The following is a 22,382-nucleotide window of genomic DNA, read 5'->3' on the forward strand; positions in this document are numbered from 1 at the left end:
AATTTGTTGTCCAGGGGGGGGGCACAATGACCCGTACTGGTTTGCACAGAGTCAACACATCTTAAATTGTGTAGACTCTGTTGCATTCAAGCGCGTGGAGCTCTTGCAGGATCTGTTGGTTACCCGGGCTGTATTTTGCGGCCAATTGTAAGCTTGTGATCGCTTGATCAATATTGTTCTTGAGTTTGTGAATCTGGGCGAACTGGTAGTAGGTACCATAGTTGGTTTTACTGATTGCCAAAGATTGCGTCAACGTCCTTAAGGCATTATCCAGACGCCCTGATTCTCGATAACTGATCGCGAGCTTGATGAAATACGTCAATTTTTTCTGTGGTGCGAATTGAATGGCCTGCTCAAAACGCGCGCTGGCCCGTTCGTAATGCTTCCCTTGTAAACTGATCAGGCCTTGGTAGTAATGCAGCTCTTCATCAGAGTAGGCGATGGTTTCAGCGATACTTAGCATCTCCTGAGCCTGCTTGTATTCGCTTTCATGGTACAGACAAATTCCGTAAAATTTCCAGAACGTATTAATCGCAGGATAGGCGGCAGTGAGTTCGGCAAAGAATGTTCCCGCCAGCGAGTAATTTTTATCAATATAGTAGGCAAAAACCGCATTTTGAAGTGTGCTGTTTTTGGCAAAAGAATCTGAAATTGAAAGGGGGAGGCCAGGGCGCCTTTCTTGTCGGCCACCCACTGCTGGTGCAATGGATGATCGGATGATGGTATCCAGACAATTAATTTTTGTCAGAAACAGCATTACATTGTGTGGTTGGCCAAAGAGCCGTTGCACCCTTACGTTGTCGCTTTGTTTGATATCCTGGACATGATAAATATCGGCTAACTCGTTTAAGCCAATGTATATATCGATCTCAGCCGTTGAGCTGTTGATTAGCGGTGTTAAATCCTTGTATTCGATCTGGCTATCATTTTTAGGGTTGTTGGGTAAATGCGGATTGATTCTGATTTGAGGGCCGAAAGCAATGATTTTCCCAATATTGAGCAAAATTCCGAAAAGTAAAGCAGCAAATCCTCCCATACTTGAGCCCAAAAAGGTGACGTGTTCCATGGGGTACTTGTCTGTGATCACTTTTATTTTTGCCAGTAGATCTTCAATACCCTCAGCCAGGCCGTCGATATTCCCGTGGTACCAGCTTTTGCTGGGGTCGCGAATAAACAGTTTGTCACAGGGCATATCCCGGGTTAATTTGTAGCCCATAAAGCGGGTTGCATTTACGCCACTGAAAATCACCAGTAATGATCGGGCCGAGCTGCCAGGTTGTCCAGTAGGCTCGTAAAGAAATAAGTCAGGGTTCAACGTCGTCAGGTCAATTTGGTTCATTTCGCTTATGCCTTCGCAGAATTCGGGAAATGAGGGTAGAGTCGGGCGAAAAAGCAGGCTGTGTGCTGTACAGAGTCAACCCTCACCCATTGGCGAGTTAATTTGAAGCGGAAACTGTTGAGACTTTTTTCCGGATGGCGATGGCTATAAAGCGATTCAGCGGTGTTGCGTGTGAACATAACACCGTTTGCTGACTTGATCATGTGCGCCATGATCTCTTGGGCCTTTTCCTCCATGCCGAGGTATCGTGCCAGATAGTAGGCGGCAACCACGCCTTCACAGCGTGAAGCGTCATGATAAACATTATCGCCAAATTCATAGAAAAAGCCGCCTACGTAGTCAAACCACGGGGCGTTTTCTTCGGTATACATGTGGTTAAACATTTGTTGCGTATCGTTAAATACAAAATCGATATAGGATTGTTTTTTGAACCCATCAACCTTCACCCATTCCTCAATGGCTTGCATTAACCAGGCATCCGCTGGAAGTGGCAAAAACAACTCTGGATAGCGAGAGGGACGTTCATCGACCAAAAAGTCCAATGCCTTTAAGCTCTGTACACGGACTTCTTCTCTGAGTTCCGTATCGATGCCGGGCATATGTTGATAAAAGAGTGCGAGTCCTAGTAGCGCTTCGCCAGGATAGTAGAATGAGAAAAGCTGCTTGCGCTGCTCATGAGGAATCTGGTCTATATCTTCTAAAGGGTAACCCTGATTGAAATTCGGGTGGATATAGTAGCCAATCATTTCGCCATCTTGAGCGATTCGGGAAAGCAGATGATTGACCAAGCCGTAAATCGCGTCATTGAATTGATCGGAGCCGGAGAAAATAAAATGCTGCATTAAGGCCACCAGGCCTACGCCTGCCCCGCCCAGTTTGGATTTTTGATTGAAAAATGGATAGCACGCATAGCGGCCGCGGTACTCATGACGCTGAAATGTTGTCAGGAAAAATTCAATCGACCGACTTGCTGCGGTGAGATAGACCGGATTTTTTGTGAGTTCATAACCTCGCAATAATGTGATTGTGCCGCCACTGTGCCTCAGTATGTTGTTATATAGCGGATCAACCATGTTCGGGTGGTCCAGGTCGACTTTAGTGTCTTTGATGCCGTCGTAAAAGTACAAAAAGCTTCCGTCATCGTTCATGTTTTCCACTAACCAGTCAATGCTTTTGAGCGTGGCATTTTTCAGCGCTTCTGGTGTCAGTGTTGAAGGGACGGGTTGACCGCGAAACAAGGGAATTGCATTGTCCTCATTATTGGGTGCAGTCGACATGGTCACGAATGCGGCGCTGATAATACGCGAAAAATCGATGTCCGCTTCTCGCATTATTTTAGTTCTTTCTTTAATGCTGGTTGTTAATTTTGCATGCCCTGTTTGTTTGGATAAGTGGTTTAGGAGTTGAGGTACGGTCATAATGCTGTGGGTAATTGCATCCGTCGGCATGAAATATCGCGTGGTTCCTTCAAAGGTATACTTCAAACCTACGATGCCCGCTTCAAAACGATTGTTGTTGAATTTCATTGCCGTCAAGTTGCGAATGTTGCATTGGGTTTCGTACAACACAACTTCAAACATGATTCGGCATTGTGCGGGATCTGCGATGCTGAACTCATTAAAACGTCGATGGCTCTTCAACTTCTGGATTGTGCGGTCAAGACTGGCTGCAAGGGAATTTCTTCTCGCACCCCAGCGGATAGCCGGGCAACCATTCTGGAACAGTGTGACGTAAACCTGGGATATATCTGGCTTGAACTTGAATGACAGGTTATCGGGGATGTCGATGGGTGTCGTCGGAGACGGCATCGCCAGCTTGCTCCGAATTCGATTGAGCAGGGCTGTCTCTGCAGTGAATGTCTGGCTGAAGTATCGCCGGCTGGCGTGTATCGTTTGGCTCATCTCTGTCTCAGGGCAATTAAAATAGTAAGTGCTCGAAGTGAGCGGGGGATTGTAACATGATTGCTGCAGTGAAAGTGCAGCGATCATCAAGAATGGCAGTGCAAGATCCACTGGCCGCAGCTATAGTTATTGACACGATATCGTATTTTCAATGTGCCTATGTGCTCTTCAGTAAAATACAGCTTAAAACTCGCTTAACAAAGAAAAGGTGGATAATTCATGGCAAAGTTGATTCTTACAGATGATGATCAGGGAAAAGAAGTTAGGCTAAATGCAGGGGCAAATTTCGAGCTGATCGGAACCAGTGGTGTAGATCGAATTGTGGTCGCCGCAGGCGCAAATGCGAATCTAAATCTGCTCGGTGGGGATGATCTCGTGACCATTGAAGGGAATGCCGGCGATTACACCGTACAGGCACAAGGGCTTTCCGTTATTTTTACCTTTTCGGATTCGACTACGGTCACGGTGCCCGTATCGACCAGTGCGACGCGCTCGATTACCTTTGGCAGTGGGGAAACATTAGGGTTGGAGTTGGATCTTGACCAGGGGGCAATTGTATTAGGCTCTCAAGTGCTGTCAAGTGAGCCTGAAACGGTTACGGCAGAAGGGGGCACAAGTACAGAGACAACAAGTTTGGATGGGGAGGGTACTGACAACACTGCAGAGGTAATTTCAGCCAGTACAGATTCCTTTGAATTCAGCGATTCATTTGCCGTCGCGAATAATGTTGAAATTACCGGCTTCGGCAGCGACGACTCACTGACCTTCAGCGGAGTGACTTTTGCAGATTTAGAGCAAAGTTACGTGAGTGATGGTACAAGTGCATCGATCACGTTAAATAACAATGGCATTGTGAGTTCGGTTGAACTGGTTGGTGTCGGCGGTTCTGCTCTGACACTGGATGCTTTCAATGCGTTAAGCGTGGGTGATATTGGTGTTGCTTGAGGGTATCTGCTCAAGAGCAGGTTTTTTAGTCGCTAGCGAAATGAGTTCGAGTTAAAAGCGTTCCTGTTGTCAATTTACAGCAAACTTTGAACGAGATAACAGGTTTAGCAACGCTGCGCTTAAAGGCCAGAGTCTTCAAGTTGCTTGAAGACTCTGGGTGTAAATTAAATCGAAAGAATGCGGTTTAAATAAACGACGATTATACCAAACTACCTGCACCAAATACTTCAGCAAAAGTAGAGATGTTGAATATCTGGGAATCGTCTGAAGTGGTCAGGCCGGTTAAGGTAATAGTCATGATTTGTGTGCCATCTACCGCGAATATATCGACTTCTCCATCGCTGCCGGAGTTGTTGGATATAGTAAGGTTGTTAATCGATTCCGGAAAATCGAGAATGTCTCCGTCTGTAAAGCCAGATATCGTGTGGGCGTAGGTGTCCGAGGCAAAGACAAATGTTTCCTGGCTCGACGTTGCAGTTGTTGTTCCATCGCCCGAAATATTGATTGTTTGGGGTTCATTCGAGCCGCCACCACCATCGGAGAGGTTGATGTCGCCGAGCACGATAGCACCCTGATTCAAGTCGATGACCAGGCTCTCAGAGGAACCATCCGGGAAATTCAGTGTGTTTGCAGTGGTGGATGCGGGAATTGCAATGACCTTACCATCCCCATCGGTAAATTCGACAGTGGTACCTTTAACTTCGACACTAAAGTCTGCGAAATTGGCTGGCATGGTGATAGTATCAGTACCGCCAAGCAGGTTTAGTGTGACCTCTGCCCCTGCCAGAATTTTGATATTGTCAGTTCCGCTGGTACCGGTAACTTCCCAAGATGGTCCTGCGTTGAGTTCGAACTGCGTACCCTGGTCACTGTCTGTCAAAATAAGTTTGGCCATTACGTATATCCTTTGGGTCTAAAATTATAATTTAGTTGCCAGTTACGTTGAAATTATCGGTTTCTACCCGGGCTCAAGATATTGAGCCGAGGTAAGACGATACGCGCCGTCTAGTAAACAGCAATATCATTTTAGTTTAGATGTACTTCAGCGAATTGCGAGTGAACTTAGAGTAGGGTTGCACTGCCAAAGTAATCCAAAAACTGGCTCATGATAAATACAGAGCTATCGACTTCATTTGGCACACCCGTCAACGTCACGACTGTGGTTGTTCCGGTAACATCACTGGTTGCCGTTAATTCCACCAATCCATCTGTTTTATTGGTGTTTTTATAACTGACTTCTGCACTATTTACGAAGTCCAGAAAATCCCCCGGGCCAAACCCCTCAATCGAATAATTGAAATTTCCGGGGTCAAAATTAAATAATACGTCATTTGCGGAAGCATCGGCGGTGCCTTCTTCACTGACAATGATTTCCATGAGGCTGCTATTCTCCACTTCCGAGGAGGAGTTGGACTTGTCAAGCGTGTTTAGCTCCACGTCTAACGACGATGGCGTTGAAGGGATGGTAACACCGCCTAGCCGAACATCATTCAAGCCCCTTGTGCTCAGCTCGGTTGAGCCATCAGAAAATGCAACCGATGTGGTCAGGGCCAGGGAGTCGAAAATGGCAACATCTTCCCCATTCTGCGAAATGGTTACTCCTGTTGCACCTTTTTGAGTGAATTCGTAATCTGCTAATGCATTGGGTAACTCAATTCGTTCGATAATGGACTCAATATTCACTGTTGGGGAGCCGCGCAATTGAATCGCTTCACTCCCTGTATCACCAATGACGGTAGTATCATTGCTGATATCCATGCGTGACCCGGCCTTCAGTCTGGTCACGTTACTCAGGGCATTTTCATTTCCATCGTCGGCACTGCCATTCTCTGAAGTGCTCGAAATATCATTCGTATTGAGCTCTGCGGCAACCGCTGCAGGCGAAGATGTGATCCCAACACCCGCAAACACACCTGTGTCAAGTCCAGTTAAGCTCAGTTCTCCTGAGCCATCAGCAAATGCCAGTGTGGCCGGAGCGTTCAAGCCTCTGAAAATCGCCACTGGTAGATTATTTTCCCAAATGGTGGACTGTGTTCCGTTAACGCTAAAGGTATAGCTCTCCAATGCATTGGGGAACTCAACACGTTCAATATTAGCATCCATTCTGGCGATTGCGCCTTCGGTTAGCAGAACCGTTTCGGTTCCCTTCGCCCCATAAAGTACGGCGTTGTCCGTAACCTCGAAAAAGTTATCCTGGCCAATAAATATACTGGCCAGGCTTGAATCTTCACCGGTGAACAGTACCTGGGTATTGATCGTAAGGTCGTTAAACTCTATGGTCTCGACGTTTACAATCGTATCAATATCCCCAGTCAGGTTGTTTGTAACAATTACAGCACCGCTATCGATACTGATTGTCCAGTTGTCCTGTGTACCGCTATAGATGACTTTATCTTCCCCTTTTCCACCATCAACCTGATTTGAGCCTGAGCCCAGGAGCGCTGTGTCGTTGCCATCACCCGCATCAATGAAGTCTTCTCCTGCTCCGGGGGACAGGATATCGTGACCTTCACCGCCAGCGATATACTCGTTATTGTCATTCCCTTCTATTGTTTCACTTGCATCGGTACCGATATTGGTAAGCAGTAACCCCCCACCACCCACGGGAATTTCTTTCAGGTTGGCAATAAACATCCCTGAGTCGTACGCTGTATCACCGGTATCTGCTATAGCAATCTTTAGGGTGTTTTCCTGACCCGGCACAATAGCGGTAGCGATGGTTTGCTGGGTACTGATACCGTCATATTCAATTGGAAAATCGTTTGTCTGATTATCACGAAAGTTGCCGAGTTCCAGGTTTTTGTCAATCACGCTGAGCGGTTGAGTTGGATCATTGTTGAATAGGGCGACATTTTCGCCATTTATGAACACTCCTGCGACATCAACAAAACTACTGTCCGAGAATTCCGGGTATTCGTCAGAGCCAAAGGCAAGATTGAACAGTATGCCCTTGGCGCCCGCCTGGGGTATAAATTTGATTGTGACCACCGTAGCATCAAATGTTTCGCCGCTGCCTTCAAAGGCTTGTTGCGCCACCAGGTCCAGATCTGAATCGCCTGAACTATCAGAAAAACCACCGCCATGACTGCCGGAGGTATTGGAGGTTGGTGGTGTTCCGTCACCCGTGGTAAGCAGAACCCCTTCATCGACATCGAGGTCAAGTGAACCATCGTAAAACGAGATTGAAGTTTGTCCTGATAAAACGCCATATTTCAGGTCGATGGAGGTCACCACAAGTTTGCTGTCATCTGCAAACATGGCATCAAGCAATTCGAGGTCGGTGTGAGTGTTGGGGTTGTAACTGGTGAAGGCCATTCTGGAATCTCCTTGGTACAGGCTGCCGTGCTTGCCGGCTGAGTGTTATCGCTTGACGGATAGCACTCTAAAGACAAATTAACTTTCTAATATTTATAGCAGTTTTAAGCTTTCCCTCAAACAAATGATGAGAAATATGCGGAGCCGGTCAAATGAGTGCCGCAGATGGTACCTGTTTCTGGTAGCATCTGCGGATTGGGTGGAGTAATTCAGTTGTACGAATGGACTATTGTTTCCAGATTAAGCGTCCGCGCGCGGCTGCGTGAATACCGCCGAATTCGGCACTATATAATCTACGTGCATTAGTGGGCAGGTTGGTGTGACCCAAATAGACTCGCTCCCCATCACTTGGAACAGCATAGACCCGCGGACTATTCACATCATCAAAGTGGGTTACGAGTATGACTTTTCCATCATTTGACCATGTGGGGTAGTTATCATATCCATTGGAAATCGTTAACTGTTTCAGATTGGAACCATTAACATTTACCGTCCAGATATGTAGCCCCATTTTGAAAGCGTATTTGCTCTCGTCTGGGCTGAGTGCCAAATGCTTTACCGAATCAGGAAGGGTAATCAACTTACTTGATTCGTTGAATAAGAAGCTTTTTGGGTGCGCATAAATAGCATTTTGTTGAGCATAGAGTAAGCTGCCATCATTTCGCCATTGCCATCCGCCAAATTCACCACTAAGGCGTTTCAGGGCCAATCCTCTACCATTTTCCTTGCGAAATGTTGAACTGTAGATTGTAAGCGTGTCTTCCGGATAGTAATGGCCGATAGCCAAATACTTTCCATCGGGTGATGCTGCTGTAGGGCCGTAATTATGATCCGGGATATTAAAAAGATATGTTTCATTCCCGTTCAGGTCAAAGCGTTTAACTTGTTCAACATCATATAAACCACTTTTATCAAAGGAACCGTAAAAGTGTGTTTTGTCATGTGAGAGCTCGATACTATCTCCACTTTCTCTTTCCTTTTTGCTCGCTCCAGTCCATAGGTCAAGAGACTTGAAGTCCAGAATGCTGGCGCTTAGCAATGTGCCTTTCAAACCATAGTTTGCGCCTCCTCCGTCGATAACGGTTCCTGCATTGTAGGGGTAGTCAGGAGATTTTCCCCATTTAGGCGGAGAGAATGCACATGTATGCCGTATTTTTCCCTGTTCGGTTCTTTGATACGGAATAAAAGCCGGACTCATATCGTTGGCCGTGATATTTGCGATCTGATTGCTGTGTGCGGGGGTGATGATCATTCTCGGGCACTCGGAGTAACAAAGGCCATTAAAGCAACCCAAAAGTGATTCACCATACACAAACGCAATGTGATTTCCATCGGGAGACCAAGTGGGCGAGCCTTCACTCTTGGTGTCATTGTTAGAGGTGGTGAGTTGGCGAAGTTGTTTGCCGTCCAGATTCATAACATAAATGTGACGAATGCCATCTCCCCCTACCGCAGAAAAGGTCACCTTTTGACCTTTGGGGTCTACCTCTATGCTACGGGCTGAACTGTCCGGAAAGTGAGTAAGGAGTGTGCCGTTGTTGAATGGTGCGTGGCCCATTGTATAGAGGTTTCCATATTTGACCATAAACAACTCACCTGTTGCGCTGATGTCATAGGAATCAACATTGTAGTAACGCTTTATAACATTGCCATTTTCATCAAATATCGCAACCGGGGTGTCGTATTTGGATTGCCATTGGCTCGTCGGTTTACGGGCAAGTGCAATATATTTCCCATTTGGTGTGCTTTTCGCAGCACCCCATTGCCACAGGCCAAGTGGGAAACTTTTTTTCTCGAAGCCGTATTGGTCTCGAATAACGAGTCGGTCGCTTTCGTCATACCCTTTTTCATTTTCGATTAAAATAAGTTCATTTGTGTTTCGAATCGAGGCACCGTATGACTTGGGGGCCAGACCAATATCTGTGCCCAGGGCAAGATCAAAGGCCACAAATGCATCTGGTGAATTGTAGTAAAGTGTGCCGCTAACAGTCGGATTGATCGATGGTAAATTACGGGAGTTTGTTGGTTTATCATTGGGTTGCCCCTGTAGGGGAATTGGCGAGTCACCCAAATAGATATCATTTTGCTCTATTCTCAGTACCGTTTGTTCGTCGGGGAAGTCCAGCCGCTGGAGTGATCGGGTTGCAGCCAGAATTGCAAGTGTTCCTTGTTTTGATTTCAGGGTCACTTGTGTTCCGGATCGGGTAATATCAAAATCCACTTTATCTTCGAAAAAGCCGAGCGTATTCTGACCCGCGAACGCATTCAGTACAGCTTTGGCTTGAGGTAAAAAATTTATATTGTTAGCAGAGCTTGTCCCGTACACTTTTGTAGCACTGCGCTCCGGCAAGAAGTAAGGTGTGGGGGCCAAGAGGTATAATATTGCATCAGGATTGTTTACATCGCCCGTTGAGTTAGTGCGTATATCACCTTCTCTCAGCAGGTTACAAGTTACTTCAGGAGCAGGGAGTGGTTGAGGTGTTTGTGAAAGTTGTAGTGAGTTCAGGGTGATAGACGAGCCATTAATGTAGTAGAGATAAGCTGCGTCCTCAAAACATAACATAACCTGGGGATTATGCTCGCTCGGCATGAATGCGGGGGCCCGGTATTTTGTACCATTATTATCTTGGATAAAAATGGTTGTACCTTTATGGTATGCGTTAAAATTTGTGGCTTTATCCATAAAAAAAACCACGTTTAATGAAGGGCTGCTTGTAAAATAGGCCTCTCCTCCTGTGTCGAGTATGAATTGGTTGAATTCGTGATTTCCATATATTTTCGCAATGTGTCCAGTGCCTATCTCATATCGAGTGGAGTTGAAGAGTTTCAGTATTACGTTTGGGTCTTCCGTTGCGGCAGCATTGTTGCATAGCGCCAAGAAGACGAATCCGAATAACATTCTGTGGCAGAATTTATAAAGGGCAATCATCTCATATCCCTGAGAAAGTAAAATGAATGAGGTTGAGCGAAAGCAATCAGGAAATGAGCTTATGATGCGGTATAAGCAATTAGGAATTGTAAGCCTGGTCTAGTGAGGCAGTGTGCTGATGTTTGCAACACCGAGACGTTTGCAAATGTTTAGCGCCTAAGACTCGATTCCTTGAGTGCGGTTTCGTCCATGAACATAACTGATCAATCGGAGGATTGATCAATTAAATCGTCGTCGATTGTATTCATTTTCAAGATTAAGCTCAAGGATACGAGTCGAGTGTGATGCACTGCCAAGATAGCGTTATCCTGGTATTGCAAACTCATCAAGTCTGTTGAGTGAAAAAGCTGTTGAGTAATCAATCATCTGTGTCATTTCGTTTTGCTCTCAACTGGCTGCTCAGGCAATCGACATGCTCGTATCCGTAAATTGCAGTGTCTCCACACCGGTCAGTTGCACCCCAAAGTCCGCGCCCACTACAACATAGCTGCCATCGTTCTGTAGTTCTGTTGCTACAGTGGTGGATGCACTGTCGAAAATGACGGTGTCGGTTCCGGCTCCGCCGTCGACGGTATCAAAGCCGCCTTCTGTGAGATGAATGGTATCGTTACCTGCGCCGGTGCTTATCACGTTGTCGACCGCATTGTCTTGAATTGTATCGTCTCCAGACCCCGTCGATACGTTTTCAATCCACGCGCCTTGAGCGATGGAGAGGTTGTTCTCACCGGTGTAAATACCGCCAAAGTCTCCGGTATCCACATCAAATTGCGCATACTGGCTGTTCACGAAATCGGAGAATTGTGAACCCACTTCTGCGATTGTGGCTGCGGCCTGTTCTGCTGCAGTTCGAGTATCGACAGAGGAGTGCTGACCACTGCGCAGGTCGATTGTGCTGGGGCCCGTTGTATTGCTGACGTCGATTGTATCCGTCCCGCCGGCATCCCAGATTGAGAGGTATTTGCGGTCACTGAATTGCAGACTGTAGGTGTCATTCCCCGTGTTGTAGTTCAGGTTTGCACCGTAAATGGCTTGTAATGCGCCAATGTCCAGAAACATAAATGTGTCGGGGGACGCATCTATGTTGGTTGAGCGACTGATGGAATTACCGTTGACGGTGAAAACCAGTTCCAGTGTTCTGGATTCGGTATAGGACATCACCGTGTAGGTCAGGCTGTCGAGGCTAGTGGTTAAGACATTACCTTCAAATGAATGGTCGAGTCCTAACGCGTGACCAATTTCATGTACCGCGGTTGTGTAAGAGGATGTGCCGGCTGTGTAGTCGGCTGTGGTGGTGTACTCGTTGTTTAAAAAGATATCTCCGCCAATTGCTGTGTTGCTGGGGAAGTAGGCAAAACCATCAACCCCGCCGCTCATATCAATGGCATTGAATCGAATGTCGCCATTTGAACTCACTTCTGTAAAGTTGAGCGAGGTGAAGCTTTCCAGTGCTGTGAAAATATCCCGTGCCGGGTCTTTTGCCGCATCTGGAAACGGTATAAACCCGACTTTGTCCTCGGCATCATATTCTGCAGGGGCGGTGTTGTTGAAACTGTATGTAAGCTGGCTGGTTTGCCAATAGCTGTCGCTGTCATTTTCCAGTGCGACAAAATTGGTTTGCCCTGAGGTCGGTGTGGCTCCCGTAGTTGCCTCGATATTGCTCTTGGCTTGTGCCTGGGTAAGCAAGTTTGACCCGCCATTGTCACCGGTATTGTCGGTGATGGTGATGCTAATGGCTGTTTCGCTTGAGTCGTTGCCCGCGGCATCCGATGCAATGATACCAAGTTGAAAGCTGTTCGGGGTGGTTTCGAAATCGTTGCTGGCCCCTGCGAGTCCAGCGCTGGTCAGGGTGATGTTGCCACTATTATCGATGGCAAAGTAACCGTCATCATTTCCGGAAGCTATACTGAATGCGGTTACAGCGGTGTCGTCGGAGGCACTGACCGTACCCAGAATATCCGTGGTTTCGTCAGCATTTCCTTCTTCCAGGGAGAAAGATTGATTACTGGTGATGGTGGGGGCAGTGGTATCCGGACTCTCTTCTGTTACCGCTGTGGGGGTATCTGTCGCCAGGGTGAAGGTTCCGAGAGACGCCTGATTGAGCCCGGTCAAATTCAGCGCAAGAGTTTGATCTGCGAATTCAAGTGTTACCGCGTTGTTGAGGCCTAAATAATCAACCAGCAGCTGCCCTTCTAAGGTTCTTATCTCAATCGATGTCCCAATGACCTGGAAGAGGTAGTTACTGAGGGATTCAGGGAAAACTACCTTGTCGACATTGGCATCCAGAGTCACCTCTGCAGAGGTGCTGGCGGTGATAACCTCTGCGCCAGAGCTTCCGAAGACTGAGTGAGTACCTGGTAGTTGTGAGAAATCGAGTGACTCTCCGTCGCTGGTGAATAATTGTGCCATTGATAATACCCGGATACGTTTGAGTTGTTCAAAAGGATTTGGTTATGGGCTGTACCATTACTACTTTAGTCTTTGGAACTCCATTCGCGTACTGAAAAGACGTAGAAAATTGTAACCGTGGGCTTGAAGTTCAACAAAACCTGTGAGAGACAAAGCAAGCGCGCTAGAAAATATGACAAATTTAGAAGCGGAAGCATACAAAGTGACCTCGTAAGTATGGTATGTTTAGCGCCTGAAAAGTAAGAGGTGATTATGCTTAAACGAATTATCCCATGTCTTGTTGGACTGGTTTTGATGGTGCCAGCTGTTAACGCTCAAGATCTGTCTTTACGGGATGAAATACAGAAAATGTATGTGGCTTATTATGGTCGGCCCGGTGATGAAAACGGCCTTCGCTTCTGGGCTAGTGAATTGGCCAACAATCAAGGCGATATGAGTGCGATTATTGATGTTTTCGGTAATTCAGAAGAATATCAAACTCGTTTCGGCCACCTGACCTCGGAGCAGCTTGTTGAAAATATCTATCTGCAGCTTTTTAATCGTAGTGCAGAACCGGCTGGATTGGCTTTTTACGTCAATGAGCTGGATACCGGTGCAATGTCTTTGGCGACGATTGCGCTAAGTGTTGCCAACGGTGCAGACTCTGAGAATAGTGATGGCATGACGGTTCTGAATCGCATCGCGGTCGCGAATGTATTTACCCGAACAGTGCTCTATAAGCATGTTACCTATGGTGCAGAGCAAATCGATGCTGGCAAATTGTTGCTGGAAAGCGTCGATGATACAAGTGAGTCAACGACAAAAGCTGTGGCGGATATGAACACCGTAATCGAGGCGTTTCCCCAACTGGAAAATGTACAAGTTGAGGTTACGACTAATTACGGAGTGTTCACGGTGGAGCTATTTAACCGGGAAGCGCCCGTTTCCGTCAATAATTTTTTGAATTACGTTGACACAGGTTTCTATAACGAAGTCATTTTTCATCGTGTGGTCGCTAATTTTGTAATTCAAGCAGGTTATGTGACGAGCGAGTATGCGCTTAAAAATGCAACGTTTGGCCCAATTGTAAACGAAGCGGCTAACGGTTTGTCCAATGTTCGGGGAACGCTGGCTATGGCTCGAACCTCAGAGCCTGACAGCGCAACGGCTCAGTTTTATATCAATCTCAAGGATAATACTGACTTGGATTACTCGGACTCCAGTGCTGGATATGCGGTCTTTGGTGAAGTGAAAAGTGGGATTGACATAATTGATACAATTGGAGAAGTCGACACCCATACTGTTTCGACAGATGATGGTTCGGTAACGTTACGGAACTTCCCTGTGCCGTTGGTTAATATTGAAAAAATTGAACGTATTCAGTGAGTGTGGCTCTACGATGAGTGAAGTGTTTAAGTCTAGTGGGTTGGCTTTTAAGTTTGACCCGGTACAAGACCGTATCTGTACATTAATGTACAAAGATCAAAACCACATTGAGTTGAAGGCTTGGATGACCCGCCGATTCGTCAATAATATGCTGCCAAAATTATCCAGTTGGCTAGAAGAGCGGGATGAAAAGGCGGCCGTGGGTGAAGCAGAGCAGGAAAATATGGTCGTGCATTCCAACCGGCAGGCTGTTTCCCGGTTTGAGCACCATAAAGCTCAACAGCAAGTACCTTCGGCGACAGAGTCTGTCCCGAACAGTCAAATCGCGGAGGTCGATAGCTTTCTGATTAACGGAATGCGGCTGCAAGAGCGGGGTGGTCGTGTTGTGTTATGGTTCATTGATGACAAAAGCTCCGTGCGGGCGAATATGGTTTTAAGTCGCGGGGAACTGCACAAGGTGTTGGGGACGATTATCCGCGTGGCTGAAAATGCCCAGTGGCAAATCGAGAACCCATGGTCGTTTACGTCTGTTGTTGGCGCATCTGCTGCGACAATGCAGTAGGCCGCGCGCAAACCTTAACCGGCTTCGGGGAGCAATGGACAAGGCTTGCGTCCTTCGTTATCATGACGCCCTCAAAAGTTATGTGGCACTGTTTGGAGTATGTGCCGCTGCGGCGGTGCTGACAGGCAGATCTAACACATCGATTCGTCTAGGTTCGTAATGAACGTTTTTTGTATTGGAGTAAGTAATGACACAGCCAGCTAAAATTAGCATCAATGGTCAAGAGTATAACATCGCTGATCTGAGCGATGCGGCTAAGGCTCAACTGCAAAGCCTGCAATTCGCTAAAGCAGAAGTTCAGCGTCTGCAAGCACAGATCGCTATTGCGAAGACGGCTGAAGCCTCTTACCAGCGTGCACTGGTAGACAATCTGCCAAAATAAAAGAGACCGCCGTAAGGCGGTTTTTTTTTAACCGATTTAAAAATTGACTCAACGACTTCCCAAGGTATACTTTCTAACAGTTAACAAAAGTATCAAGTAAAGCCTGTAAGCCTCAAATGTGTGGGGATTTTCCTGGCTTCAGCAGGATCTTCTCTACGATGTGCACATCTTGTCATGCTCTTGGAGTCGCCGGAGTGACTCGCCTCAGGTATTTGCTGGTCTTTGACCTTTAGCTCAACAAGCTATCGATCTTCAGGATCATTCACCCAGGAATTAGAACAAACCATTCGTATTAAGAAGGAATTATTATGAAACGCATCTCGAAGCTCGCCGGAGCGTTGATGTGCATATCCGCATTAAATGCCTATGCAGATTGTGAGCCGACGAAGTCTTTTTCAGCAGAAGAAACCAGTGTCATTAACGCTTATATCGCCTTCTATGGTCGTGCCCCCGATGAGGCCGGCTTGAAGTTCTGGTCAGAACAGTTGGCAGAGAATGGCGGTGACCTTTCCGGAATTATTCAGGAATTTGGAAATTCAGCGGAGTATACCAGTAACTTTGGCAACCTCTCTTCTGAAGCACTGGTCAATAATTTGTTCCAGCAAGCTTTTGGTCGAGATGCTGACGCGGCAGGTTTGGCATTCTACGTGGGTGAGCTGGAATCGGGTGCTATGTCCCTGCAAAGCATTGCATTGGCAGTGCTCAATGGTGCATCCGGTGATGATGAGGTCATCGTTGCGAATCGAAATGCAGCATCACAATACTATGTGACCCTGGCCCAGGATGCAGATGTAGAGCTGGATGGGCAGGCGACTCGGGATGTACTGGCGACCGTTACCACAAGTGATGAAACTAAAACTCAGGCTTGTGCGGTAATTGCTGACGATGTTGCTGAAGCAGAAGAAGTTGCTGCAGCAGAGCGTGAGGCGGAGCAGGATACTACCGGGCTGAGCTGTGACAATGGTTCCCCCAACACAACGCCGGTCAAGAAAACGGGCCAACTGAAAGGTGTCGGTGGTTTTGCGTTCAGTAGTGAAGCGATTGAAGGACTGGGCGGAATTAAGAAGCAAGTGATCGGTACCACGGGCGCAGCGGGTGAGTACTCGTATTATGAAGTCTGTGGCAAGCCATCCGTTGTCACATTCTGTCTGGGTGTTAAGAAAAACTGTAGTGTTGAGCAGTTGCCTGGCGGGATTGAAATTGAAGAAATGTCAATTGGAACTCGCGTGTTAGGTCAGATCGAAGCGACTCGTTTGCCCATCACTGTGCGTGATGTGATTAGGGCAACCTATCCTGAAGCAACACAGAATGAGCAGAATGAAGTTATTACCAATGCCTACCAGTTGGCGTTGACATTGGATTCGGATGGTGACGATACCAATGGTATCCAGATCAGCGCTGCAGCTCGGGCTGAAGCAGAGCTCTATGCCGATGGTATTGATTTCACCTTTGCAAACTTCGACATTAATGCGAATGTTGTCAGCTTGATCGGCGCCGTTGCCGGTGTAACCGCGCTGATATCCGAAAATCAGGCCACGGTATTTGATGCCCGTATCTCGGGTATTACTGACGTTGTAATTGGTGATGATGACGAAGATGAAGGTTTGTATCCGGGCAAATTCATTGAGTCGGGTTACCGTATCAGTGAGCGTAGTACAACTTATCTGGATGAAAACCAGAATAATGCCGGCACTGAAACCGAAGAATTCACGTATGATTCCATGGGTAAATTGAAGTCCAGCATGGCGACCTATACCGAAATGCTGGATGATGATGAAACTTACTCGAAACTGGAAATCGTGAGCCAGGTTGCTTACAGCCATGATACTCAGAACCGGGTAAATGAGTGGGTTTCTGCGTTTGATGAAAATCATTACACCCTGGAAGGCGAAAAAGTTGCGCACGCGACGGGTCAGGATGAGTTCAAGTATGAATACGAAGATTTCCGTAACGTGGTTCTGCGTGAAATGAGTGACAGCACCGAGACGATCGGTGAGAGCGTTGAAGTGAAAGAGAGCACTTCCGGCGAGTTTACCTATGATGACAGTGACTTCCTTGAGTCCCTGGAATACAGCGTATCCTCAAGTGAGACTACCTCAGAAATTTCACCAATGTCTGAGACGTCATCATCGGCTTCGGTAAAAGTGATGTATACCACTGATGCAAATGGCCAGGTCACCATGGAAAAATGGGACATGGAAAAAGACGGTAGTGTCGACAAGGAAGTGATGTACGAATACTTGCACGACGGTCGCATCAAGACCCGTATGACGACTTTGTTTGATGCTGATGGTCACAAGATGGGTGGCGAATTGACGCAATACGAGTATGAAGCGGCATCCTGCTTCTTCCAGTCTCATGCGGCATTCTTTGATACCGATGAGAGTTTTGCACAGGTTGTGTGTACCGAGCGTTAAGTGTGTGGAACCTGTCTGTCTTCCGGGTAGACAGGTTTTCCAGCAGAAACGAAATTGCAATAAATAAAAAAAGGCGCATTCAAGCGCCTTTTTTTATTAAGCCTGTGTCGGAGAAGCTGAGGCTATTTTTTCGCCTTTTTAGCTTTTCCTGCGGCTTTTTTTGCCGTTACTTTTTTCTTGGCTTGAGGTTTTGCTTCTGTTTTAGCTGGCTCCGCGGTCTTATTTCGTGCGGGTGCAATGCCATTGATCGACTGTAAATGGCAGTGTATCAATTGAATTAAACCGATACGAGACCAGTTTGCCAGTGTCGCATCATCCAGTTCCTGAACCTTCTTCCAGCTAACAACAGAAAAGCCACGAATCGTTTGGCTCTTCCCATCATTGGTGAGTGTCAGTTTAGCGGGTTCAAGAACATTCGCATTTTTGAGCAACTTGCACAGGGCCTGGGTTTTCTGGAACTGCTCGTCGAACTGAATCAAGCTGGTTTTGATATCCTTCAGCGTTTGAGATGCGCTGTAGGTATCGCCACGCTTGTTATAGAGGAGTTTGCCCTCTTTTTCATCAAACTGCGGCGCTGCTGCATCTATCAGCAGTGTAGATTGATCTGATTTCTTTTCGCGTCCGAGGAAGAATGGGTAGCGTCTGAAATGGAGTGGCAGGTAACGACCAACCCATTCACCATTCTCACCGATCAGATTGTTTTCATTCGGTTTGGCTGACAGAATGGCTTGTGGAATTATGGTGCCTTCAGCAGGGAAAACAATTGGATAGCTGCTGGCTGCCGCAAACAGTTCGGTTGCCAGCAAGGGGCAGGTGTGCTGTGTTTTGGCAAAGCTGAAATCAACTTTTGGCTGGAAGCGCAGGCGGCTATGTTCTTTTACGGTTAAGAATGACAGTTTCTCTAACATGGAATCTCTAAATGCTCCGAAAATTTGCTACAAATAAGAACTGCGGTTGCGTAGGGTCTTTGGCCTAGCAAGAATCGGTAAAAATATGACCGCGCAGTCTATCATTAAATGGTTAAAAAGAAAACGAAGCTCACCCGCGCCAGTGCGCGTGCAAGGAGCGCCACCATCGGGAGGGAAGGAATAGCATGTCAAAGATTGTTGTAACGGGTGTTACGGGTTTTGTTGGCCGTTACTTAGTGGATGTTCTGCTGGACAGGCTGAACCAAGGTGCACTGACCGGAGTGGAGAATGTCACCGGTTTGGTAAGAGGTCGGGAGCCTTCCCGAAGCGGGTCTGCGCCTGTAGGGCGAAGCGGATACACAATTGAAGCGATTGGCCAGTATCTGGAGCCGTCACAGCGGTTCGAGGGGGTTAAGGCCGTGCTGCATCTGGCGGGTCGAGCGCATCAACTTAAGGAAGGTCACCGGGATTTATTGCCCGTATACTGGCAGGATAATGTTGCACTTACCCTGTCCCTGGCAACTCAGGCGGCGAAAGCGGGTGTACAGCGATTTGTTTTCGTGAGCACGATAAAAGTGCTGGGTGACATGAGTCAGGATCCCTTTACTGCCACGCAGCCAGTCAATCCGCCAGATACCTACAGTATGAGCAAATGGATGGCTGAGCGGGAGCTGATGCGTTTGGGGCGGCGCACCGGGATGGAGATTGTTATTGTTCGTCCCCCTTTGGTATACGGGCCCGGCGTTAAAGGAAATCTCGCTGCACTGATACGGCTCTTGCAATCGGGTATACCTGTACCACTCGCAGGCATCAACAATAGGCGAGATATGATCAGCGTCGCGAACTTATGTGACCTGCTGGTTAGTTGTCTTGATCACCCGAATGCAAAAGACCGCACTTTCCTCTGTTCCGATGGTGCAGCATTGTCAACTGAACAGCTCTACCGGATGCTTGCGACGACGCTTGAATTACCCTGTAAAGTTTGGACCCTGCCGGACTTGACCTGGCAAGGCCTGGGGCGGCTGCCACTTGCGAGTGAAAAAGTATTGAGGCTGAGGGGAAATTTGGAAATAGATATGCACGATACTCAACAAGCATTGTGCTGGATGCCGATTCAGTCTACTCGGGAGGGGATTGCCGAAATGTGCGCTTCAGTTAATCCAGGAAAATGACAGATTAAGCAGTAAAACGAAAAAAGGAGCCGTCGGGCTCCAGATAAGGATTCAAAAAAGTAAGGAAGACGAAAAGTGGAGCAGTACTTAATCCACGTTCGAATGACCATTAGTATACGTGTCGGGGTGGATCGCTTCCCTTAAAGCGTTAACAGTCCGGGTGTGAGCTATCTCTCGTATCCCGGTGATATTGCCATTCAACTTCCCAAAGGAATGAGTTTTCTGGATTTTGACCAGTAGAAGCCTATTTTAATCGCTTTGCGCTGACGGGGAATATTAGTTTTATCCGCATCTTCAGGCAGCATGGCCGCGATCTGCTTGTTTGACAATTTTTTAACACTGGTTTTGTTCAGTGCAAGTGTAATTGTCTTCTCTGAAGACATTGTGTTTGCTTCAGCAATGAGTATTGGTGTGTTGCTCACCGTTGTCGTGTCGAGGTTGGTTATATCTGCCTGGGAACCTACGGCGTACAGGCTGAGAATCAAGGTCATTATCAGCGTCAGATTTCGGTTCATGTTTGTGCTCTCGTTGTGTTAAAAGGACTCATTTTTCATAACGTTAAGCCCTATAGGCCACGTTATTCGGATTAGTTGTGAAATGCACCTATCGTCCTCTATAGGTGATTCCACTCAAGGCAGAATATTCTTGCTGGGTAAAATATTTATCGGCGAGAGGGAAAAATCATTAAGTAACGCTTTGTTTCGATGTGTAATTAGGCAGGAATTGCGGAGAATCGATTGTTCTGGAGAGCCCCTCGGGTTAAACCCGAGGGCGGGTGGGGAAGGATTGGCGCAGGGCGTGTTATGCCGCTTCGGGTTTGGCGTGGCGTTCGTGGAGGAACGTCAGCACTTCAGCACGATAGTGGTTATAGGTTGCATCATCAGCCAGACTCAAGCGATTTCTCGGACGCTCCAGATCGATGTTCAAGATTTCTCCAACCGTTGCCGCTGGGCCGTTGGTCATCATGACAATTCGATCAGATAACAGAACCGCCTCATCGACATCATGGGTAATCATGATTACGGTATTGTTGAGTTCTGCCTGGATTTCCATTAGGGAGTCTTGCAAATGGGATCGGGTTAATGCATCCAGTGCGCCGAAAGGCTCATCCATCAGGAGCATTTTAGGCTTCATCGCCAATGCCCGGGCAATACCGATACGCTGCTTCATACCGCCGGAGATTTCTGCAGGTCGTTTGTTTTTTGCATGATTCATGTGCACCAATTCAAGGTTGTGCAGGGTCCAGTCGTGGCGCTCCTGCTTTGTCATGGTTTTTTTGAATACCGTATCGATTGCCAATCGCACATTTTCATAACAGGTCAGCCAGGGAAACAGGGAGTGATTCTGGAACACGACCGCGCGTTCAGGGCCGGGTTCATTTACTTCCTTCCCATCGAGGATGACGCCCCCCTGGGTGGCCTGATACAGTCCCGCGACGATGTTTAGCACGGTCGACTTACCACAGCCTGAGTGACCGATCAAAGAGATAAACTCGCCTTTGTCAATTTTCAAATTAACGTTATCCAGGGCTTTAAAAGGGCCATTTGGTGTTGGGAATTCGATAGAAACCTGTTCAAGGCTCAAGTACGCATTGCTCATCGTTGTTCTCCTGCAGAATCCAGTGCTGTTTCAAAGAGTAAGTTCATTTGTAAGTTTGCAAAACTTCGGTCAATTCCTGAAAACCGTTCGTTAGCGTAAATCTGCTGATTTGTCCCAGGACACCCAGCGTTGCAGACTCAACATCAAACGATCCAGTACAAAGCCGATTAAGCCAATGGTTAAAACGGCGACCATTATTCTGCCCAGTGAATTCGAGCTGCCATTTTGGAACTCATCCCACACAAACTTACCGAGACCCGGGTTTTGGGCCAGCATTTCAGCGGCAATCAGTACCATCCAACCTACACCCAGCGACAGGCGTAAACCGGTGAATATCATGGGAATTGAGGACGGTAGTACGATTTTCACAATTTTCTGTGCATTGTTCAGGCGTAATACGCGGCTTACATTGATCAGATCTGAACTAATGGATGACACGCCCACTGCGGTGTTGATCAATGTCGGCCAGAGACAACATAGCGTTACCGTAACCGCTGAGGTTAGAAACGATTTTTCGAATATGGGGTCATCACTCACATAAAGTGCGCTGACAACCATGGTTACGATTGGCAACCAGGCCAGGGGGGAGACTGGTTTGAAAATTTGAATTAATGGATTCAATGCAGAGTAGGCTGATTGATTGAGTCCACAGATGATACCAACAGGGATGGCAATCAGGCTCGCCAGAATGAAGCCCGTGAAAACGGTGTAGAGACTGGTCCAGATTTGATCCACGTATGTGGGGCGACCACGATAATCACGCCATTTGACCTCAGCTTCTGGATTTTTGGCCAGTTTTTTGGCATTGCGTTCTTCCTGTCGCTCGTAAAAGGCCGCTTCTTTCGCCCGTTCTTCCCGGTGCTCAGCCCATAAAGTCTGACTTTGTTCTGCCACTTGAACCGGGCCTGGCAATTTACCCAGGCTGGTGTCAACGCTTTGAGCACCAACGTGCCAAAGGAATAGGAATGCAAAGAATGCAGCGACGGGAATTCCAATTTGTTTTAACATGACCATTAACTGCTCTTTCGGGTTTTCGCCAATCAGAAGCCGGATAATCGGGGTAAACCAGGAGAATCCGATACTCTCGAACATTGAGATGATCCGTGTTGCCATAATGCACCTGTCTCGGGGTTGGTGGCCGG

The 22,382-nt window shown here is 47.3% G+C and carries 16 protein-coding genes; 6 read left to right on the forward strand and 10 right to left on the reverse strand.

Annotation, left to right across the window (positions count from 1 at the left end):
- Positions 1 to 61 precede the first annotated feature (61 nt).
- Positions 62 to 1,339: a tetratricopeptide repeat protein gene (locus tag OLMES_RS04530; protein WP_087460159.1), complete on the reverse strand. Its 1,278-nt coding sequence runs from the start codon at positions 1,337 to 1,339 to the stop codon at positions 62 to 64.
- 5 nt (positions 1,340 to 1,344) lie between these two features.
- A complete protein-coding gene (locus OLMES_RS04535; RefSeq protein WP_198343217.1) occupies positions 1,345 to 3,240 on the reverse strand; it encodes a glycoside hydrolase family protein in 1,896 nt (631 codons plus the stop codon).
- Between the two features lie 219 nt (positions 3,241 to 3,459).
- Between OLMES_RS04535 and OLMES_RS04540 the strand changes: the two genes are divergently transcribed.
- Complete coding sequence (locus OLMES_RS04540; RefSeq protein WP_087460160.1) at positions 3,460 to 4,185, forward strand: hypothetical protein; 726 nt, start codon at positions 3,460 to 3,462, stop codon at positions 4,183 to 4,185.
- 199 nt (positions 4,186 to 4,384) lie between these two features.
- Here OLMES_RS04540 and OLMES_RS04545 read toward each other — a convergent pair whose 3' ends face one another.
- The 4 genes from OLMES_RS04545 to OLMES_RS04560 all read right to left on the reverse strand — a co-directional run bounded on the left by OLMES_RS04545 (position 4,385) and on the right by OLMES_RS04560 (position 12,835).
- Positions 4,385 to 5,080: a hypothetical protein gene (locus tag OLMES_RS04545; RefSeq protein ID WP_087460161.1), complete on the reverse strand. Its 696-nt coding sequence runs from the start codon at positions 5,078 to 5,080 to the stop codon at positions 4,385 to 4,387.
- Positions 5,081 to 5,247: 167 nt separating this feature from the next.
- On the reverse strand, positions 5,248 to 7,500 hold the full coding sequence (locus OLMES_RS04550) for a choice-of-anchor L domain-containing protein (RefSeq protein ID WP_087460162.1): 2,253 nt from the start codon (positions 7,498 to 7,500) through the stop codon (positions 5,248 to 5,250).
- 226 nt (positions 7,501 to 7,726) lie between these two features.
- On the reverse strand, positions 7,727 to 10,183 hold the full coding sequence (locus OLMES_RS27900; RefSeq protein ID WP_157678134.1) for a PD40 domain-containing protein: 2,457 nt from the start codon (positions 10,181 to 10,183) through the stop codon (positions 7,727 to 7,729).
- Positions 10,184 to 10,828: 645 nt separating this feature from the next.
- Complete coding sequence (locus OLMES_RS04560) at positions 10,829 to 12,835, reverse strand: M10 family metallopeptidase C-terminal domain-containing protein (protein ID WP_087460163.1); 2,007 nt, start codon at positions 12,833 to 12,835, stop codon at positions 10,829 to 10,831.
- 252 nt (positions 12,836 to 13,087) lie between these two features.
- Here OLMES_RS04560 and OLMES_RS04565 point away from each other — a divergent pair, with 252 nt between their 5' ends.
- The 4 genes from OLMES_RS04565 to OLMES_RS04580 all read left to right on the forward strand — a co-directional run bounded on the left by OLMES_RS04565 (position 13,088) and on the right by OLMES_RS04580 (position 17,561).
- The gene (locus tag OLMES_RS04565; RefSeq protein WP_087460164.1) at positions 13,088 to 14,200 is read left to right on the forward strand and encodes a peptidylprolyl isomerase; all 1,113 of its coding nucleotides are present in this window, start codon (positions 13,088 to 13,090) and stop codon (positions 14,198 to 14,200) included.
- A gap of 13 nt (positions 14,201 to 14,213) precedes the next feature.
- A complete protein-coding gene (locus OLMES_RS04570) occupies positions 14,214 to 14,762 on the forward strand; it encodes a hypothetical protein (protein WP_087460165.1) in 549 nt (182 codons plus the stop codon).
- Positions 14,763 to 14,949: 187 nt separating this feature from the next.
- A complete protein-coding gene (locus tag OLMES_RS04575; protein WP_087460166.1) occupies positions 14,950 to 15,144 on the forward strand; it encodes a DUF6447 family protein in 195 nt (64 codons plus the stop codon).
- 308 nt (positions 15,145 to 15,452) lie between these two features.
- A complete protein-coding gene (locus OLMES_RS04580) occupies positions 15,453 to 17,561 on the forward strand; it encodes a DUF4214 domain-containing protein (RefSeq protein WP_087460167.1) in 2,109 nt (702 codons plus the stop codon).
- Between the two features lie 122 nt (positions 17,562 to 17,683).
- Here the strand turns inward: OLMES_RS04580 and OLMES_RS04585 are convergent, their stop codons facing one another.
- Positions 17,684 to 18,469, reverse strand: a complete 786-nt coding sequence (locus OLMES_RS04585) for a SapC family protein (RefSeq protein WP_087460168.1) — start codon at positions 18,467 to 18,469, stop codon at positions 17,684 to 17,686.
- A 185-nt stretch (positions 18,470 to 18,654) separates the two neighbouring features.
- On the opposite strand from OLMES_RS04585, the gene OLMES_RS04590 reads away from it, so the two are divergent.
- Complete coding sequence (locus tag OLMES_RS04590; protein ID WP_087460169.1) at positions 18,655 to 19,641, forward strand: NAD-dependent epimerase/dehydratase family protein; 987 nt, start codon at positions 18,655 to 18,657, stop codon at positions 19,639 to 19,641.
- A gap of 197 nt (positions 19,642 to 19,838) precedes the next feature.
- Here the strand turns inward: OLMES_RS04590 and OLMES_RS04595 are convergent, their stop codons facing one another.
- The 3 genes from OLMES_RS04595 to OLMES_RS04605 form a co-directional block, all read right to left on the reverse strand.
- On the reverse strand, positions 19,839 to 20,156 hold the full coding sequence (locus OLMES_RS04595; protein ID WP_087460170.1) for a hypothetical protein: 318 nt from the start codon (positions 20,154 to 20,156) through the stop codon (positions 19,839 to 19,841).
- 286 nt (positions 20,157 to 20,442) lie between these two features.
- Positions 20,443 to 21,240 (reverse strand): ABC transporter ATP-binding protein, encoded by a 798-nt coding sequence (locus tag OLMES_RS04600; protein ID WP_087460171.1) that lies wholly within the window; start codon positions 21,238 to 21,240, stop codon positions 20,443 to 20,445.
- A gap of 90 nt (positions 21,241 to 21,330) precedes the next feature.
- Positions 21,331 to 22,353, reverse strand: coding sequence for an ABC transporter permease (locus OLMES_RS04605; RefSeq protein ID WP_087460172.1), 1,023 nt, complete (start codon positions 22,351 to 22,353; stop codon positions 21,331 to 21,333).
- Positions 22,354 to 22,382: the final 29 nt, after the last annotated feature.

This window comes from Oleiphilus messinensis, from assembly GCF_002162375.1.
Lineage (GTDB): Bacteria > Pseudomonadota > Gammaproteobacteria > Pseudomonadales > Oleiphilaceae > Oleiphilus > Oleiphilus messinensis.

Bases quoted from the DNA above. Each gene is read 5' to 3' on its own strand.
- OLMES_RS04530 (WP_087460159.1), bottom strand. From the start codon at position 1,339: ATGAACCAAATTGACCTGACGACGTTGAACCCTGACTTATTTCTTTAC.
- OLMES_RS04535 (WP_198343217.1), bottom strand. From the start codon at position 3,240: ATGAGCCAAACGATACACGCCAGCCGGCGATACTTCAGCCAGACATTC.
- OLMES_RS04540 (WP_087460160.1), top strand. From the start codon at position 3,460: ATGGCAAAGTTGATTCTTACAGATGATGATCAGGGAAAAGAAGTTAGG.
- OLMES_RS04545 (WP_087460161.1), bottom strand. From the start codon at position 5,080: ATGGCCAAACTTATTTTGACAGACAGTGACCAGGGTACGCAGTTCGAA.
- OLMES_RS04550 (WP_087460162.1), bottom strand. From the start codon at position 7,500: ATGGCCTTCACCAGTTACAACCCCAACACTCACACCGACCTCGAATTG.
- OLMES_RS27900 (WP_157678134.1), bottom strand. From the start codon at position 10,183: ATGGATAAAGCCACAAATTTTAACGCATACCATAAAGGTACAACCATT.
- OLMES_RS04560 (WP_087460163.1), bottom strand. From the start codon at position 12,835: ATGGCACAATTATTCACCAGCGACGGAGAGTCACTCGATTTCTCACAA.
- OLMES_RS04565 (WP_087460164.1), top strand. From the start codon at position 13,088: ATGCTTAAACGAATTATCCCATGTCTTGTTGGACTGGTTTTGATGGTG.
- OLMES_RS04570 (WP_087460165.1), top strand. From the start codon at position 14,214: ATGAGTGAAGTGTTTAAGTCTAGTGGGTTGGCTTTTAAGTTTGACCCG.
- OLMES_RS04575 (WP_087460166.1), top strand. From the start codon at position 14,950: ATGACACAGCCAGCTAAAATTAGCATCAATGGTCAAGAGTATAACATC.
- OLMES_RS04580 (WP_087460167.1), top strand. From the start codon at position 15,453: ATGAAACGCATCTCGAAGCTCGCCGGAGCGTTGATGTGCATATCCGCA.
- OLMES_RS04585 (WP_087460168.1), bottom strand. From the start codon at position 18,469: ATGTTAGAGAAACTGTCATTCTTAACCGTAAAAGAACATAGCCGCCTG.
- OLMES_RS04590 (WP_087460169.1), top strand. From the start codon at position 18,655: ATGTCAAAGATTGTTGTAACGGGTGTTACGGGTTTTGTTGGCCGTTAC.
- OLMES_RS04595 (WP_087460170.1), bottom strand. From the start codon at position 20,156: ATGAACCGAAATCTGACGCTGATAATGACCTTGATTCTCAGCCTGTAC.
- OLMES_RS04600 (WP_087460171.1), bottom strand. From the start codon at position 21,240: ATGAGCAATGCGTACTTGAGCCTTGAACAGGTTTCTATCGAATTCCCA.
- OLMES_RS04605 (WP_087460172.1), bottom strand. From the start codon at position 22,353: ATGGCAACACGGATCATCTCAATGTTCGAGAGTATCGGATTCTCCTGG.